Origin of the sequence: Klebsiella sp. GG_Kp175 (assembly GCF_040062325.1) — a bacterium.
GTDB classification, from domain to species: Bacteria; Pseudomonadota; Gammaproteobacteria; order Enterobacterales; family Enterobacteriaceae; genus Klebsiella; species Klebsiella quasipneumoniae.
In genome coordinates this window covers 220,281-236,671 of record NZ_JBEAFX010000003.1, presented here as the reverse complement: position 1 = coordinate 236,671, position 16,391 = coordinate 220,281, and the positions used below count along the sequence as shown (strand labels likewise).

Genomic DNA, 16,391 nt, shown 5'->3' with positions numbered 1-16,391 from the left:
TTTAGCCTGTTATGACCCTGGTTATTACATGGTTATAGGTGCGTTGCGCCTGGCCACTGAGTCGATTTACGCGCGCATTAGGCCCGGCGGTATGCTTCTTGTACAGTTGGTGGAGGATATTTCGCCAGCGTCGTATAAGCCCCGCAGTTTCCTGGCAAAATGGATTGACTCAACCGACGTGGACCGTATAATTCCAGGCGTTTCACTCCGCGAAGCACTCGCTTCTCAGGGCGCCCTTAGCTCAGCTGGATAGAGCAACGGCCTTCTAAGCCGTAGGTCACAGGTTCGAATCCTGTAGGGCGTGCCATTTTGAATCAAAACGTTATACCAATCTTCATCCAGACTATTTTCCTCTCTGTGTCGTCTTTGTGTCGCTGGCGGCAAAAATGGCGTCATTGTCTTTGAGCTAGCGTCTCACACGTTACTATCCTGGATAGCGATTTTCCGTAATCTGGTCGCCTTATTGATTAATTTCATTTTCTGAAAAATATTTCCGCATGCAATAAATGTTTGCAGGCAAATAATAAACAGGCTAATACTCTTCATAACTTTAATTTATGCTACCGGGGCTAGGTATCGCATTTTAAGCTGGCGCGAATGACAGTTGCTAAAGATCAATATTCAATACTTTTTGAAAGCATACCCTCGATGTTCATCTTCGACCTGGAAAGATCCAAATGAACATCAAATTCGTCACCATCTCCGTATTCGCTGTTGTGTGTGTCTTTGCATCAGATATTTCCATCGCCAAATCGAATTCCTTAAGCGATGATCAGGTCAGGCAAAGAATTATTGATGACTCTGTCGCATCCTATCCCGGTACCTGTGCCTGTCCCTTCAATACCGCCCGGAACGGCAGCTCGTGCGGTGGCCGCAGCGCCTGGAGCAAAGCTGGTGGGTACTCACCTATTTGCTACAAGAAAGAGGTAACAAAGGAGATGGTGAAGGCGTGGCGACAAGAGAATCAATGATACTAATCATTATCTGAACCAGGTGATTACTTACACTGGAATAGTAGGTTAAATAATATTAAATGATTATTTCGAATACGGCAGGCCATTTGCAGTAAGCACTGTTCTGTTAGAGGCGGCAGAGGCCACGGCATATATTATTTAACCTTTTGATATTTGACCCCAGCTAATCTTTTCCCTCTCTGACGGATTAAGTGCCACGTATCCTGTTACGAAGAGCACGGGGTTACTCACACATCAGACACTCCCTCTTCTCACGACAAAACCGGTTCAGCGTGTTGTGTGTGGGGACAGTACCCATCAACTCAATCTGATAACAAAAAGTTTAATTTTTTTCCCCGCCGCCCTGACTATAGTTAGGGCACTTTCACTTGCCCAAAAGGTCACGATTATGAAATTAGTTATCGCCTCCGTAATTTCCCTTCTCAGCTTCAGCGCGCTGGCGGCGCCAGAGGGCACGCTCAGCGTACACATTCTTAATCAGCAAACCGGGCTCCCTTCGCCGGGTGTGCAGATTGAGCTGGATAAGCAGCAAGGGGAGAGCTGGCAGCATATCGCCACCGGCAAAACGGATGCCGATGGGCGGATTAAATCGCTCTATCCGCAGGCAGAGAATATGGAGCCGGGGGTTTATAAAGTGACGTTTAAAACCGGTGACTATTTTAAAAGCCAAAACATGAATACGTTCTTCCCGGTGATTCCGGTTATTTTCAATGTCACAAAGCAAAATCAAAAACTGCATATCCCGCTGCTGCTCAGTCAGTACGGATACTCTACCTACCGCGGCAGCTGATGACCCAAGCCGCTATCCAGCCAACGCCTGCGCGTCTCCCGCAGGCGTCACCCTTTCCCCGCACAACGACCTCCATGCCTAACGCTCGGGCTCTTTCTCTTTAAAGTGTTTAACGGCTTCGTCGTATATCGCCAGCAGGCCGGAAATATCGCCTTCATATTGCGGCACGCGCTGGGCGCGAACCAGCTCAATCAGCAGCGCATAGGCTGCTTCTTCCGGGGCCGCATGTGGGTTGATCAGTCCAGACATATCACCTCCTTAACAGTGGGCCTTTAGCCTACCCCTGGGCGGAAAAACGCAACAGCCTGATATGCAACCAGTGCTTCTTGTCTGGCTCTGGTGAAACCTCAGCGGTGAAGACCACGGCGGAAGGGGGGCGTTATCCAGGCCACTGTGGGGCGGTTAGACCGGCAGGAGGCTCATCATCAGCCAGGCGATGGCGATGCAGATAAGCGTCATCGACAGCACAAAATTCATGGTAGCTCCTCTTCATCCTTTCTGTACTCAGCGTAAATTTTGACAGCGCTGATCGCCTTTATCCTTGGCGATTTGTGCCGCTATCCGACGATGGGGTGGGGAAAGATGGCCTGTTTCCCCGGAAAGGCCAGCAAAATATCCTCTTTGTCAGAGTCATAGTGATGACATCAATGAATAAGCTGCATCACATTGGTTATGTTGGTCTTTCCGCCTGAAGAATGACTTCAGGTCGCTGATAAGCTGCTGGGGGAACTGACAGGATGAGCACCACACCGTTAACGCTTTCTATTGCAGGGCAACCGACGCCCATCACCCTGCCGCAGGTGCCGGGAACCCGGGGCCATGTGGGAGTCGACATACGCGAGCTGAATCACTCCGGATTCTGCAGCTACGACCCCGGCTTCGCCAACACCGCCGGATGCCAGTCGGCGATCTCGTGGATCGATACGGAAAACAGCGTGCTATTGCACCGCGGCTATCCGGTGGATCAGCTGGCTCGCCAGTGCGATTTTCTCGAGGTGGCGTACATCATGCTGCGGGGCGACGCGCCGGATGAGGCCAGCTATCAAACGTTTCGCGAGACCATCACCCGCCATACCCTGGTGCACGAGCAGATAGCCCGCATGTGCAGCGGCTTTCGCCGCGATTCGCACCCGATGGCGCTGATGTGTGCTCTGGTGGGGGCGCTGGCGGCGTTCTATCATGATGTTCTGGACGTGGAAAATCCGCAGCACCGGGCGCTGGCCGCCACGCGGCTGCTGTCGAAAATGCCCACTATCGCCGCCATGAGCTACAAGTACACCATTGAACAACCCGCCGCCTATCCGCGCAACGATCTCTCCTATGCCGGAAATTTCCTGCAGATGCTGTTTGCTATCCCGGCCGAGAAGTACGTCCTCAATCCGGTTATCGAGCAGGCGATGAACCAGATCCTGGTCCTGCATGCCGATCATGGGCAGTGCGCCTCCACCACCACGGTGCGCGCGGCGGGCTCCTCCGGGGCGAACTTATTCGCCTGCGTCGCCGCCGGGCTGGCATCATTATGGGGACCGATGCACGGCGGCGCCAATGAGTCGAGCATGCGGATGCTGGAGGAGATTGAAAGCGTCGATCAGGTTCCGGCGTTTCTGCGTCAGGCAAAGCGCGACCCGCAGGCATTTCGCCGCCTCGGTTTTGGCAACTCACGCTACCGTCACCGTGACCCGCGCGCCGATATCCTGCGTGAAACCAGCCATCGGGTCCTGGCGGAGGTAGGCATGTCTGACCGCCTGCTGCAGGTAGCGATGGCCCTTGAGGACGTGGCGCTGACCGATCCCTACTTTGTGGACAATGGCCTGTCGCCAAGCGTGGATTTTTATACCGCGGTGATCCTCAAGGCGATGAATCTGCCTTCGTCGATGTTTGCGGTGGTCACCGCGGTCGGCCGGACGGTCGGCTGGGTGGCGCACTGGAACGAGATGCACCAGGCGCCGCTGACCATCTACCGGCCACGGCAGATTTACGTTGGCGAGGAGTATCGGGATTACGTCTCCCGACGCGGCGAGCGGTCAACGGGCCCGCAGTGACAGCGGGTGAGGCGAACGCCAGCGCGACCTTCGTGGTGACCTATAACTGATCGGCCTGACGGCGCGGCGCCGTCAGGCATGCGCCAGTAAAGGAAACATCAACTTCCTGTCTTTAAACAAGTTTTCCTTCTGGTCATAGACAAAGAGGATATCTTCTCCTTCAATCTTCTCGTACTCGCCGAGCCGGTCTTCATTGGGGGTAAAGCCGAGGATAGCCTGGTAAACATGGTCATCGGCCAGCTCGTTGACCAGCGTCGACAGGCTTTTGCCCGCATCGCAGAACAGGTCAAAGCAGATCAGCACCGGACCGTTTTGCATGGCGATAACCACTGCCTCATTTTTTGCCGAATAGTAAACGAAATGCTTCATAAAGGCTGAGCAATAAAACATCAGCAGGCCAAAGTTGTGCTCCACCCGCAGCGGTGAGAACGGGTTGGATTTTTCATAGTAATGGCGGAGCAGGGCGACATCGTCAGCGCTGTCCATATCCAGTTTGCGAAAATCACCAGCGCGCGGAGCGACCGGCATAATATATTGATGCTCTTCGCTGCGGGTGAAACCAAATTTGGGGTAAAAATCCACCGTGGTGGGATTGGCAAATAAAAAGAAGGCGTCCGCCTCCTGCTGCCAGTCCTGCAGAATATGGTGGATAAGCTGGCCGGCTAATCCCTTATTGCGGTGGTCCGGTTCGGTCATCACGGTACCAATCTGAATATACCGCCGGGGCTCGCCCTGCCAGCGCAGATCGATGATGTTGGCCGAGGCGTTAGCGATAATTTTATTACGTTCGACAAAGGCGTAGGGGATATAGGCGTCGGTCCAGTAACCTTGCTGATACCACTCTTCAAAAGACAGGTCGAAAGTCTTAACGGCAAGGTCAATGAAGCTTTTTCTTAATATGTTATTTTCTCTGACTTGCTTCACTAATTGATAATTCATTGTCATAGTTCCTTCTCACTATGGCTTCTGAAAGCGACGACGTCGGCAAAGGCACTTGCGTCGAATGAGCGCTGTAAACGTAGCATATCTGGGAAAAGGATCCGCAATGTCGATGCTTAACCTTTGCCCGAGTCACAAATAACCGCATGAAGGCGTCACAAATGACGTTGAACATCCCGCCGCGCAGCACGTTATCTCCGTGCTGCAGAGCAACCACGGGGCCAATGCAACAGGCGATGAGAAAATATGCTGTTTGTTTTTTGGGCAACCAGTCGCGCTGTAGAGGTCTGGTTTATTTTTTTATGCATAAAAAAGGAAGTTTTACGCGAAGTGGCTAATAATAGAGTAGCCGCAATCACAAGACTGAAATTAGTGATTGAACAACGTATAATATCGTGCTTTGTGTCTTAGTGTTACCGCACGAATTGGAAAAATACAACCGGCAGGATCCGCTACTTTATTTCGCGGTTTTTGCTCAGCTATTATTGAGTGAATTAACAGGATTACTATGTCAAATTTACCCAAATTTTCCCGCGCGCTGTTGCACCCGCGTTACTGGCTGTTATGGCTGGGAATTGGCCTCTTATGGCTGCTGGTGCAATTACCGTATCCGGTGATCTACCGACTGGGCACTGCGCTCGGGCGGCTGGCAATGCGGGTGATGAAAAGCCGCGCACGGATTGCCAGACGTAATCTCGAACTCTGCTTTCCCGCGATGAGCGTCGCCGAGCGTGAGGCTCTGCTGGTGAAAAACTTTGAATCGCTGGGCATGGGGCTGATGGAGACCGGCATGGCCTGGTTCTGGCCGACGCACCGGGTGGCGCGCTGGACCGAGACCAGCGGCGTAAACGAGGTGGTCGAACTTCTGGAACAAAAGCAGGGCATCTTACTGATCGGTATCCATTTTCTGACCCTCGAAATGGGGGCGCGAATGTATGGCATGTTTACCCCGGGGATCGGCGTCTACCGGCCCAATGATAACCCGCTGATTGACTGGCTGCAGACCTGGGGACGCTTGCGCTCGAACAAGACCATGCTGGATCGAAAAAATCTGAAAGGCATGGTCAGGGCGCTGAAAGAGGGAGAGATCCTCTGGTACGCGCCGGATCATGATTACGGGCCGGCCAGCAGCGTTTTTGCGCCGCTGTTTGCTGTCGAGCAGGCGGCGACCACCACCGGCACCTGGATGCTGGCGAAGATGTCCGGGGCGACGATTGTGCCGTTTGTTCCGCGACGCAAGCCTAACGGTATGGGATATGAGCTGATCTCCCTGACGCCGGAGCGCACGCCGCCGCTGGCCAGCGCCGAGGTTACCGCGGCGTGGATGAACCAGATTATCGAACAGTGCATCCTGATGGCGCCTGAACAATATATGTGGCTGCACCGGCGCTTTAAGACCCGCCCGGAAGGGGTGCCGCCGCGTTACTGAACGCTGCGGCCAAAAAATCAGCGCACCGGTAGCACGCTTATTAAATCGCCGTCTATACTGAAAGAGCCTGATCTAAGGCCCATTCCAAGGAGATTGCAGGATGAAAAAAGTGATAGTCGCGTTAGCCCTTTCCGCCGTTGCGTTTGGCGCGTCCGCCGCGCAGTTGATCACCAAAGAAGAAGCTAAACACTTCAAACTGACCAAGGTCGGACCGATCTCGGTGGGGCCGTCAGGTGGGCAGTTCTCTTCACCTTCCGATCTGCACGATCAGCTCTCCAAGCTGGCCGATGAGAAAGGCGGAAAGTACTACGTGATTACTGCTGCGCGTGAGCATGGTCCTAACTTTGAAGCCACAGCGGAAGTGTATAAATAATCGATTCTTCCGCGTGCCATAACGGCACGCCATTGACTGAGCCTGGAGCGCATTACGCCTCCGGGCTTATTTTTTTCCGCTGCCCACGTTCCGCCGGCTAAGCGGAAGCGAAAACGTTTTTTATCGCTATATATGAATTTGATGATCACGATGTTAATGAAATATTGCTTTTTATTGTCGCTAAAAGGCGAATTCCAACCTAATGCCTGAGGGAGTGACCCCTGGCAAAAATAGGTAGGACAAATGTGTTATCATCGCGCCTTTCCCTTTTTGTCTGGGGCTTTCTTGTATGCTACAACCTGTTGTTCGCGTCGGTGAATGGCTGGTAACCCCCTCTGTAAACCAAATCAGCAGGAAGGGGCGCCAGCTTACCCTTGAACCGCGTTTAATCGACCTTCTGGTCTTTTTCGCTCGCCATCCGGGGGAAGTGCTTAGCCGGGACGAGCTTATCGAAAACGTCTGGACCCGGAATGTTGTGACCAGCCACGTCGTCACGCAGAGTATTTCTGAACTGCGCAAGTCGCTCAAAGACGGCGACGACGTTAGCCTTGAGTACATCGCGACGGTACCCAAACGGGGGTATAAGCTCACGGTGCCGGTGATCTGGTGCACCGAAGAAGGGGAGGAACTCGCCCCACAGATGGAGGCGCTGACGCCTACGCCTTCGGTCGCCGCGACCGCGCCGCCGGCTGCCGGTGCGCCGCCCGATGCGCCCGTCTCCGCCGCCGATCCCGCCGTGCCAGCTCCCGCTCCGACAGTGGCCAGCGCGCCGTCAGTGCGTAAACGGCTCACCACTGCCCTGGTGTGGGGACTGTTCCTGTTGGCGCTGGGCACCTGCGTGGCGCTGGTGGCGCTGTCGAGCATGGAATCGCGGCCGCCGGTCAACAAGGCGCGCCTGTTGCTTAATCCGCGCGATATCGATATCCACCTGGTGAATGGTAACTCCTGCACCAACTGGTCGTCGCAGCACTCCTACGCGGTCGGCCTGGCCAGCCTGATCACCACCTCGCTGAACACCTTCTCGACCTTTATGGTGCATGACAAAACGGACTACAACATCAATGAGCCGAGCAGTTCCGGTAAAACGCTAACCATTGAGTTCGTCAATCAGCGCCACTACCGGGCGCAGCAGTGCTTTATGTCGGTCCAGTTGGTGGATAATGCCGACAGCTCGACGATGCTCGATAAGCGCTACTTTGTGACCAATGACAACCAGCTCACCATCCAGAACGATCTGATGAACAGCCTGTCGGATGCCCTGACGCAGCCGTGGCCGGCGCGGATGCAGGCGATGCTCAGGCAGTATCAGCCGTCGCAAAGCGTGGCGTTAACCTATTTCTACCAGTCGCATCAGCTGTTAATGAAGGGCGATGTTGACTCATTAAGCAAGGCCAGCAGCCTGCTGGATGATGTGATTAAACGGGCGCCTGATTTTATTTACGCGTATGCCGAAAAGACGCTGGTGGATGTATTACGCCATTCACAACAGCCGCTGGATGATAAACAGCTGGCAGCCCTCTATAGCGAAGTTGAACGGGTAGGGGAGATGCCAGGTATTAAAGACATGGCGATTTATTATCAAATAAAAGCGGTGGATTTGCTGGGGAAGGGCAAAGTCGATGAAGCGAATACCGCGATTAACAGTGCGATCGATTTAGAGATGTCGTGGCTGAATTATGTGCTGTTAGGCAAAGTCTATGAGATGAAAGGTGAGAACCGGCTGGCAGCGGATTCTTACATTACGGCGTTTAATTTACGCCCCGGGGGAGACACATTGTACTGGATTGAAAACGGAGTTTTCCAGACGTCGGTCAACCGGGTGGTTCCGTATCTCGATAATTTCCTCTCTTCAGAATAAGTAAACCCTCATCGTGTGCAAGGTTTTGGGCATGATGAGGTTAAATTTATGTTTCTCATGAAGCCTCATGTTGTTATTTGTATTTAGCATTCAGGAGGCTTTAAATAACAGTTCGGCAACACACCGCATCTGGTTTAAGTGCATGTAAAACAACAATGTTTATCTTTTTCTGACACCCTGTTGTCATGTTTATATGTTAAGCGAAAAAGGTCAAAATATCATTTGTCTGATGTTTGTTGTTATTTCACTTTATCTTTAGGACTTATCTCGTACAAATCAGTAATCTTGTTGGCAGTTGGTCGGGTCAATTAATGGTTCTGTATCATGATCTGTACCTCCCAAATAAACTTAGGAGAAAAACAACCATGAGTTCTGCCAAGAAGATCGGGCTATTTGCCTGTACCGGTGTCGTCGCCGGTAATATGATGGGGAGCGGTATTGCATTATTACCTGCGAACCTGGCCAGCATCGGTGGTATTGCCATTTGGGGCTGGGTAATTTCAATTATTGGTGCGATGTCTCTGGCTTATGTTTATGCCCGACTGGCCACTAAAAACCCGCAGCAGGGTGGCCCAATTGCTTACGCAGGAGAAATATCTCCGGCATTCGGTTTCCAGACCGGTGTGCTTTATTATCATGCAAACTGGATTGGTAACCTGGCTATCGGGATTACCGCGGTTTCTTATCTGTCTACGTTCTTCCCCATTTTAAATAACCCGGTGCCAGCAGGGATTGCCTGTATTGCCATCGTGTGGATCTTTACTTTCGTTAATATGCTCGGCGGGACCTGGGTCAGCCGTCTGACCACCATTGGTCTGGTGCTGGTGCTTATTCCAGTGGTGATGACCGCGGTCGTCGGCTGGCACTGGTTTGATGTCGCTACCTATCAGGCGAACTGGAACACCTCCAGCACCACCGATAGCCACGCGGTCATTAAAAGTATCCTGCTCTGCCTGTGGGCCTTCGTTGGCGTAGAATCCGCCGCCGTGAGTACCGGGATGGTGAAAAACCCGAAACGTACCGTACCGCTGGCTACCATGCTGGGTACTGCGATGGCCGGTATCGTCTATATCGCCGCGACTCAGGTTATCGCCGGTATGTATCCTGCTTCTCAGATGGCCGCGTCTGGTGCGCCGTTCGCGATTAGCGCCTCCACCATCCTCGGCGGCTGGGCTGCGCCGATGGTATCCGCTTTCACCGCCTTTGCCTGCCTGACTTCTCTGGGCTCGTGGATGATGCTGGTTGGCCAGGCAGGTGTCCGCGCCGCCAACGACGGTAACTTCCCGAAAGTGTATGGCGAAGTTGATAGCAACGGTATCCCGAAAAAAGGCCTGCTGCTGGCCGCGGTGAAAATGACCGCGCTGATGGTACTGATTACCCTGATGAACTCCGCCGGTGGTAAAGCCTCTGACCTGTTCGGCGAACTGACTGGTATCGCGGTACTGCTGACCATGCTGCCTTACTTCTACTCCTGTGTTGACCTGATTCGTTTTGAAGGCATCAACATCCGTAACTTTGTCAGCCTGATTTGTTCGGTACTGGGTTGCGTGTTCTGCTTCATCGCGCTGATGGGCGCAAGCTCCTTCGAACTGGCCGGCACCTTTATCGTTAGCCTGATTATCCTGATGTTCTACGGTCGCAAAATGCACCAGCGCCAGAACAACACATCGGATAGCAACAGCCCCGCTAACGCGCACTAATCAGTAACCCTTTTTCCTGAGGCTCCTTCCATCACCTGTCATAGCGCGACGGGAGGGGCTTTCTACATCTGGAGATTTGACTATGAACGTTATTGCAATCATGAATCACATGGGGGTTTACTTCAAAGAAGAACCCATCCGTGAACTGCATCGTGCTCTCGAACGCCTGGACTTCCGCATTGTCTACCCGAACGACCGTGACGACTTATTAAAACTGATCGAAAACAACTCTCGTCTGTGCGGCGTGATCTTCGACTGGGATAAATACAATCTCGAGCTGTGCGAAGAAATCAGCAAAATGAACGAGTACATGCCGCTGTATGCGTTCGCTAACACCTACTCCACGCTGGACGTTAGCCTGAACGATCTGCGCATGCAGGTTCGCTTCTTCGAATATGCGCTGGGCGCTGCGGAAGATATCGCGAACAAAATCAAACAGAACACTGACGAATATATCGACACCATTCTGCCGCCGCTGACCAAAGCGCTGTTCAAATATGTGCGTGAAGGCAAATACACCTTCTGTACCCCGGGCCACATGGGCGGTACCGCCTTCCAGAAAAGCCCGGTAGGCAGCATCTTCTACGATTTCTTTGGCTCCAACACCATGAAATCCGATATCTCGATTTCGGTTTCTGAACTGGGTTCCCTGCTGGACCACAGCGGCCCGCACAAAGAAGCGGAAGAGTATATCGCTCGCGTATTCAACGCTGAACGCAGCTATATGGTGACCAACGGCACCTCTACCGCCAACAAAATCGTCGGTATGTACTCCGCGCCGGCCGGCAGCACCGTGTTGATTGACCGTAACTGCCACAAATCGCTGACTCACCTGATGATGATGAGCGACATTACGCCGATCTACTTCCGTCCGACCCGTAACGCCTACGGCATCCTCGGCGGTATCCCGCAGAGCGAATTCCAGCACGCGACTATCGCCAAGCGTGTGAAAGAGACGCCGAACGCGACCTGGCCGGTACATGCGGTGATCACCAACTCGACTTACGATGGTCTGCTGTACAACACTGACTTCATCAAGAAAACCCTGGATGTGAAATCCATCCACTTTGACTCCGCGTGGGTGCCTTACACCAACTTCTCGCCGATCTATGAAGGCAAATGCGGGATGAGCGGCGGCCGCGTCGAAGGGAAAGTGATTTACGAAACCCAGTCCACGCACAAACTGCTGGCGGCGTTCTCTCAGGCGTCGATGATCCACGTGAAAGGCGACGTTAACGAAGAGACCTTTAACGAAGCCTACATGATGCACACCACCACCTCTCCGCATTACGGGATCGTGGCGTCCACCGAAACCGCGGCAGCGATGATGAAAGGCAACGCCGGTAAGCGCCTGATCGACGGCTCTATCGAACGTTCCATCAAGTTCCGTAAAGAGATCAAACGTCTGAAAGGCGAGTCTGACGGCTGGTTCTTCGACGTATGGCAGCCGGAACATATCGACGGCCCTGAATGCTGGCCGCTGCGCTCCGACAGCGCATGGCACGGTTTCAAAAACATCGATAACGAACACATGTACCTCGACCCGATCAAAGTCACGCTGCTGACCCCGGGGATGAAGAAAGACGGCACCATGGATGACTTCGGTATTCCGGCAAGCATCGTGGCGAAATATCTCGACGAACACGGCATCGTGGTGGAGAAAACCGGTCCGTACAACCTGCTGTTCCTGTTCAGCATCGGTATCGACAAAACCAAAGCGCTGAGCCTGCTGCGTGCGCTGACCGACTTCAAACGCGCGTTCGACCTGAACCTGCGGGTGAAAAACATGCTGCCGTCGCTGTACCGTGAAGATCCTGAATTCTATGAGAACATGCGTATTCAGGACCTGGCGCAGAACATTCACAAACTGATTGAGCACCACAACCTGCCGGATCTGATGTTCCGCGCCTTCGAAGTGCTGCCATCGATGGTGATGACCCCGTATGCCGCGTTCCAGAAAGAGCTGCACGGTCAGACGGAAGAAGTGTACCTCGAAGAGATGGTCGGCCGCGTCAACGCCAACATGATCCTGCCGTATCCTCCGGGAGTGCCGCTGGTGATGCCGGGTGAAATGATCACCGAAGAGAGCCGTCCGGTGCTGGAGTTCCTGCAGATGCTGTGCGAAATCGGCGCCCACTACCCGGGCTTCGAAACCGATATCCACGGCGCCTATCGTCAGGCGGATGGTCGTTACACCGTTAAAGTGCTGAAAGAAGAGAATAACAAGTAATAGACGCACACCAGGGAAGTGGCTTGCCACTTCCCTTTTTCACGCTGCAAGGAGAACACATGAAAACACCCTCACAGCCGCGCGCGATTTACTACATCGTTGCGATCCAGATCTGGGAGTACTTCAGCTTTTACGGCATGCGCGCCTTACTCATCCTCTACCTCACCCACCAGCTTGGCTTCGACGACAGCCACGCCATCAGCCTGTTCAGCGCTTACGCATCTCTGGTTTACGTTACCCCTATTCTCGGCGGCTGGCTTGCCGACCGCCTGCTCGGCAACCGCACGGCGGTGATTGCCGGGGCGCTGTTGATGACTCTCGGCCACGTGGTGCTGGGCGTTGAGTCGACCTCCGCATGGAGCCTGTACGTCGCGCTGGCGATCATTATCTGCGGCTATGGCCTGTTCAAATCCAATATCAGCTGCCTGCTTGGCGAACTCTACGCCCACGACGATCCGCGTCGCGACGGCGGCTTTTCGCTGCTGTACGCCGCCGGCAATGTCGGCTCCATCGCCGCGCCCATCGCCTGCGGGCTGGCGGCCCAGTGGTACGGCTGGCATATCGGCTTCGCCCTGGCGGGAATCGGTATGTTCATCGGACTGATGATTTTCTTAAGCGGCAGCCGCCATTTCCGGCATACCCGCGGCGTCGATAAACCGGCGCTGCGGGCGGTGAAATTCGTGCTGCCGACCTGGGGTTGGCTGCTGGTGATGCTGTGCCTTGCGCCGGTGTTCTTCACACTGCTACTGCAAAACAACTGGTCCGGCTATCTGCTGGCGATCGTCTGCTTGTTTGCCGCCCAGATGGTGGCGCGGATCATGATCAAAGCGCCCGAGCATCGTCGCGCGCTATGGCAGATCGTCCTGCTGATGCTTGCCGGGACGCTGTTCTGGGTGCTGGCTCAGCAAGGCGGGAGCTCGATTAGCCTGTTTATCGACCACTTTGTTAACCGCCGCCTGCTGAACTGGGAGGTGCCGACGGCGCTGTTCCAGTCGGTTAATGCGGTGGCGGTGATGGCGGCCGGCGTGGTACTGGCGTGGCTGATGCGCCCGGAAGGCAGCGTACGTTCGGTGCTGCGCGTCTGGTTGAAATTCGCTTTCGGCCTGCTGCTGATGGGCGGCGGCTTTATGCTGCTGGCGCTTAATGCCCGCCACGGCGCCGCTGACGGTCAGGCCTCGATGGGCATGATGGTCGCCGGGCTGGCGATGATGGGCTTTGCCGAACTGTTTATCGACCCGGTGGCGATGGCGCAAATCACCCGCCTGAACATGCCCGGCGTCACCGGGGTGTTGACCGGGATCTACATGCTGGCCACCGGCGCGGTGGCCAACTGGCTGGCGGGCGTGGTCGCCCAGCAGACCACCGAATCGCAAATCAGCGATACGGCGATTGCCGCCTATCAGCATTTCTTCTCGCAGATGGGGGAATGGACCCTCGGCTGCGTGGCGGTGATGGTAATTATCGCCTTTGCCGCAGCCTGTAGCGTCGGCAAACGCCGCGCGGCGGCTGGCGAACTTCCCGGCGGCGGCGCCTGATGCGCGTCCCGGCGGGCTATCGGCCAGCGCGATTTATCGCCCCGGTAAGCGCAGCGCGACCGGGGGTATCCCATCAACAGCGGAGCGCAAAGCCGCTCCTTGCACAGCGTAGTGAACAGGAGGAGGATATTCTGGCAGGCGCGGAAGCCAACGATAAAAAATACCGTTAGTGAAGGCATAGCTGAGTGAGATCAGCTTGAAGTGAAGCCAGATTCGTTACTCTTGTTCTTCGGTGTAAAGCCGGAGACAGGCCGCGCGGAAGGGTGACCTGGTTCAATTTATCGAAGCTAGTTTGAAAGCAAGGTTATGAGGAACCCATATGTCTGAACAACAAGCACAAGGTGCCGATGAGGCCATTGACCTTAATAATGAACTGAAAACTCGTCGCGAAAAACTGGCTGCGCTGCGTGAGCAGGGCGTAGCTTTCCCCAACGATTTCCGTCGCGATCATACCTCTGACCAATTGCACGCTGAATTCGATGCGAAGGATAACGATGAACTCGCTTCCCTGAACGTTGAAGTTGCGGTGGCCGGCCGGATGATGACCCGCCGCGTGATGGGCAAAGCCTCCTTCGTCACCCTCCAGGACGTCGGCGGCCGTATCCAGCTGTACGTGGCCCGCGATGACCTGCCGGAAGGCGTCTACAACGAACAGTTTAAGAAATGGGATCTCGGCGACATCATCGCCGCCCGCGGCAAGCTGTTCAAAACGCAAACCGGCGAACTCTCCATCCACTGCACCGAGCTGCGCCTGCTGACCAAAGCCCTGCGCCCGCTGCCGGATAAATTCCACGGCCTGCAGGATCAGGAAGTCCGCTATCGCCAGCGCTATCTGGATCTGATCGCTAACGAAGAGTCGCGCCATACGTTCCGCATCCGCTCGCAGATCCTCGCGACCATGCGTCAGTTCATGGTGGCCCGCGGCTTTATGGAAGTGGAAACCCCGATGATGCAGGTGATCCCCGGCGGCGCGTCCGCCCGTCCGTTTATCACTCATCACAACGCGCTCGATCTCGATATGTACCTGCGCATCGCGCCGGAACTGTATCTGAAACGTCTGGTGGTCGGCGGTTTCGAACGCGTGTTTGAAATCAACCGTAACTTCCGCAACGAAGGGATCTCGGTACGTCATAACCCAGAGTTCACCATGATGGAACTGTACATGGCGTACGCGGACTACAAAGACCTGATCGAACTGACCGAGTCGCTGTTCCGCACCCTGGCGCAGACGGTGCTGGGCAAAACCGAGGTGCCGTATGGCGACCAGGTGTTTGACTTCGGCAAGCCGTTTGAAAAACTGACCATGCGCGAAGCCATCAAGAAACACCGTCCGGAAACCAACATGGCGGATCTGGATAACTTCGACGCGGCGAAAGCGCTGGCGGAATCTCTCGGCATTCAGGTAGAGAAAAGCTGGGGTCTGGGGCGCATCGTCACCGAAATCTTCGATGAAGTGGCGGAAGCGCACCTCATCCAGCCGACCTTTATCACTGAATATCCAGCGGAAGTTTCCCCGCTGGCGCGCCGCAACGACGTGAACCCGGAAATCACCGACCGCTTCGAGTTCTTCATCGGCGGCCGCGAAATCGGTAACGGTTTCAGCGAGCTGAACGATGCGGAAGATCAGGCGCAGCGTTTCCAGGATCAGGTCAACGCCAAAGCGGCGGGCGATGACGAAGCGATGTTCTATGACGAAGACTACGTCACCGCGCTGGAGTACGGCCTGCCGCCGACCGCCGGTCTGGGCATCGGTATCGACCGCATGGTGATGCTGTTTACCAACAGCCATACCATCCGCGACGTAATCCTCTTCCCGGCCATGCGTCCGCAGAAGTAATCTGTTGCACTCCCTCCCGGCCCGCGCCGGGAGGTCTCCCCGCATGAGTCACATCACATTGCTTGCCTGGCCGGACGAACCGGTCACCGCAGTCTATCGGCATGGTGTGCCCACGCCGGGGAGCAGGGAGTTTACTCTATTTTTTGCAACGTGCCGCGCTGGCTGCCGTTTGTCCAGTTGCCGTTAAAGGCGTCGTTGAGAGTAAAGGTTGAGTTTTTCACCCGGAAAGTCAGCTTACCCTGGCCCGCTTTCGCGTCCTCCACCAGATGACCATGAGTTTTCACCGTTTTAGCGGTGACGGTAATCTCATCAATTTTATCGCCATATTCAGTATAAACATACCAGGTGCCCAGCCAGGGGCCGAAGCCGCTGCTGGCCTGCTGCGTGGCGGCGGCATTCTCGGCTTTGGTTTTATGAATATCGCAGGTGGTCCCGTCGGTCATCTGCGTACAGCCGGAGCGTTCAAGCTGCTCCCGGTATTTCGCGCTAATGGCGTGGGCCGGCGCGGCGGCGACCAGCGCCAGGGTGAGGGTGGTGAAAAGCCAGGTCTTATTCATCTTATTGTTTCTCATTGCGATAGCGGCGCGCATTGTCATAAAGGTTGATACACATTGGTGTATTCTCCGGGGGCGTCAGAATAAATATAACCGCAGCCATTCCTGTCAAATAATGAGCAGAAAGGCG

14 protein-coding genes and 1 tRNA gene are annotated in these 16,391 nt (G+C 54.7%); 12 read left to right on the top strand and 3 right to left on the bottom strand.

Annotation, left to right across the window (positions count from 1 at the left end):
- The first annotated feature begins 230 nt into the window (after nucleotides 1–230).
- From ABLU73_RS07075 to uraH, 3 genes are all read left to right on the top strand, one after another.
- Nucleotides 231–307, top strand: a tRNA-Arg gene (locus ABLU73_RS07075).
- Between the two features lie 370 nt (nucleotides 308–677).
- Nucleotides 678–971: a hypothetical protein gene (locus ABLU73_RS07070; RefSeq protein ID WP_264923941.1), complete on the top strand. Its 294-nt coding sequence runs from the start codon at nucleotides 678–680 to the stop codon at nucleotides 969–971.
- A 391-nt stretch (nucleotides 972–1,362) separates the two neighbouring features.
- Nucleotides 1,363–1,764 carry a hydroxyisourate hydrolase gene (gene uraH, locus ABLU73_RS07065; RefSeq protein WP_002892366.1) on the top strand — a complete coding sequence of 134 codons (402 nt, stop codon included), beginning with the start codon at nucleotides 1,363–1,365 and terminating at the stop codon, nucleotides 1,762–1,764.
- Nucleotides 1,765–1,842: 78 nt separating this feature from the next.
- Here uraH and ABLU73_RS07060 read toward each other — a convergent pair whose 3' ends face one another.
- Nucleotides 1,843–2,013 carry a hypothetical protein gene (locus tag ABLU73_RS07060; RefSeq protein ID WP_023319874.1) on the bottom strand — a complete coding sequence of 57 codons (171 nt, stop codon included), beginning with the start codon at nucleotides 2,011–2,013 and terminating at the stop codon, nucleotides 1,843–1,845.
- Nucleotides 2,014–2,315: 302 nt separating this feature from the next.
- On the opposite strand from ABLU73_RS07060, the gene ABLU73_RS07055 reads away from it, so the two are divergent.
- Together ABLU73_RS07055 and ABLU73_RS07050 are read left to right on the top strand one after the other, a co-directional pair.
- Nucleotides 2,316–2,456, top strand: a complete 141-nt coding sequence (locus tag ABLU73_RS07055; protein ID WP_053087926.1) for a hypothetical protein — start codon at nucleotides 2,316–2,318, stop codon at nucleotides 2,454–2,456.
- Nucleotides 2,457–2,501: 45 nt separating this feature from the next.
- On the top strand, nucleotides 2,502–3,806 hold the full coding sequence (locus ABLU73_RS07050; RefSeq protein ID WP_087771455.1) for a citrate synthase: 1,305 nt from the start codon (nucleotides 2,502–2,504) through the stop codon (nucleotides 3,804–3,806).
- A 72-nt stretch (nucleotides 3,807–3,878) separates the two neighbouring features.
- Here ABLU73_RS07050 and ABLU73_RS07045 read toward each other — a convergent pair whose 3' ends face one another.
- Nucleotides 3,879–4,745, bottom strand: a complete 867-nt coding sequence (locus ABLU73_RS07045) for a GNAT family N-acetyltransferase (RefSeq protein WP_004202384.1) — start codon at nucleotides 4,743–4,745, stop codon at nucleotides 3,879–3,881.
- Nucleotides 4,746–5,253: 508 nt separating this feature from the next.
- On the opposite strand from ABLU73_RS07045, the gene ABLU73_RS07040 reads away from it, so the two are divergent.
- From ABLU73_RS07040 to lysS, 7 genes are all read left to right on the top strand, one after another.
- Entirely contained in the window at nucleotides 5,254–6,174 is a 921-nt protein-coding gene (locus tag ABLU73_RS07040) for a Kdo(2)-lipid IV(A) acyltransferase (protein ID WP_017898813.1), read from the top strand.
- 100 nt (nucleotides 6,175–6,274) lie between these two features.
- On the top strand, nucleotides 6,275–6,547 hold the full coding sequence (locus tag ABLU73_RS07035) for a DUF1471 domain-containing protein (RefSeq protein WP_004202387.1): 273 nt from the start codon (nucleotides 6,275–6,277) through the stop codon (nucleotides 6,545–6,547).
- Between the two features lie 289 nt (nucleotides 6,548–6,836).
- Nucleotides 6,837–8,405: a lysine decarboxylation/transport transcriptional activator CadC gene (cadC, locus tag ABLU73_RS07030; protein ID WP_243813544.1), complete on the top strand. Its 1,569-nt coding sequence runs from the start codon at nucleotides 6,837–6,839 to the stop codon at nucleotides 8,403–8,405.
- Between the two features lie 365 nt (nucleotides 8,406–8,770).
- A complete protein-coding gene (gene cadB, locus ABLU73_RS07025) occupies nucleotides 8,771–10,105 on the top strand; it encodes a cadaverine/lysine antiporter (protein ID WP_004202389.1) in 1,335 nt (444 codons plus the stop codon).
- Nucleotides 10,106–10,187: 82 nt separating this feature from the next.
- Nucleotides 10,188–12,335, top strand: a complete 2,148-nt coding sequence (cadA, locus tag ABLU73_RS07020) for a lysine decarboxylase CadA (protein ID WP_002892486.1) — start codon at nucleotides 10,188–10,190, stop codon at nucleotides 12,333–12,335.
- Between the two features lie 59 nt (nucleotides 12,336–12,394).
- Complete coding sequence (dtpD, locus tag ABLU73_RS07015; RefSeq protein ID WP_004202391.1) at nucleotides 12,395–13,870, top strand: dipeptide permease DtpD; 1,476 nt, start codon at nucleotides 12,395–12,397, stop codon at nucleotides 13,868–13,870.
- A gap of 319 nt (nucleotides 13,871–14,189) precedes the next feature.
- Complete coding sequence (gene lysS / locus ABLU73_RS07010) at nucleotides 14,190–15,707, top strand: lysine--tRNA ligase (protein ID WP_004202393.1); 1,518 nt, start codon at nucleotides 14,190–14,192, stop codon at nucleotides 15,705–15,707.
- A 131-nt stretch (nucleotides 15,708–15,838) separates the two neighbouring features.
- On the opposite strand, the gene ABLU73_RS07005 is transcribed toward lysS, so the two are convergent.
- Nucleotides 15,839–16,264 carry a hypothetical protein gene (locus tag ABLU73_RS07005; RefSeq protein ID WP_264923948.1) on the bottom strand — a complete coding sequence of 142 codons (426 nt, stop codon included), beginning with the start codon at nucleotides 16,262–16,264 and terminating at the stop codon, nucleotides 15,839–15,841.
- Between the last annotated feature and the right edge of the window lie 127 nt (nucleotides 16,265–16,391).